Source organism: Marinobacter santoriniensis NKSG1, assembly GCF_000347775.1.
Lineage (GTDB): Bacteria > Pseudomonadota > Gammaproteobacteria > Pseudomonadales > Oleiphilaceae > Marinobacter > Marinobacter santoriniensis.
This window is the reverse complement of the sequence record NZ_APAT01000032.1, coordinates 1-576: the sequence shown is the minus strand read 5'-3', so window position 1 is coordinate 576 and position 576 is coordinate 1. Positions and strand designations below refer to the sequence as shown.

1 pseudogene is annotated in these 576 nt (G+C 57.8%); it reads right to left on the bottom strand.

Annotation, left to right across the window (positions count from 1 at the left end):
- A pseudogene (locus tag MSNKSG1_RS18515) lies at positions 1-576 on the bottom strand (3-isopropylmalate dehydrogenase); the annotation flags it as partial.

Sequence of the window (576 nt, the reverse complement as noted above, 5' to 3'; positions counted from 1 at the left end):
GTAGTCACTGTGATAGATGTCCTCGATCACAGAGCGCATCGCGCCGTCGTAGCCGGGGATCACAGTATCTTTCAGGCCCAGGTACAGATCCCGTTTTTCCTCGATGGCACGCTGGAAAAAGCGGTGGGCCCAGGCTTTAACATCCTCTATGTCATTAGTCGCCAGCAGCCAGGGATCGCCCTTGCGGATTTCACGGCGATGCAGTTCCACAGGGTCTCCACTGCTGCCCACGAACATCAGTTTGACCACACCAGTTGCCATGGATAGCTGGTTGAAGCTGTCCTTGATACCGCCGAATTCCATGGTGTCGACTTCAATATCGCGCCCTACCCACTCCGGGCGGCGGATATTGAGGTTGCGGAACTGGATGTCCTCCCGGGTAATATTGCCGCTGATGCCCTTGCGGATGGCGCCGTTCGGGGATTTGGTCGCCAGGGGATGCAGATTGTTGCCGTCCACCTCCGGGTGTTTCCGGAGCAGGTCCTCCAGCTGTTGCCGATTGACCGTCATGCCGGCGTTTTTTACACCCACTCCATGGCGCTGGAGGGCATCGATGGCATCAATCACCACCTGGCC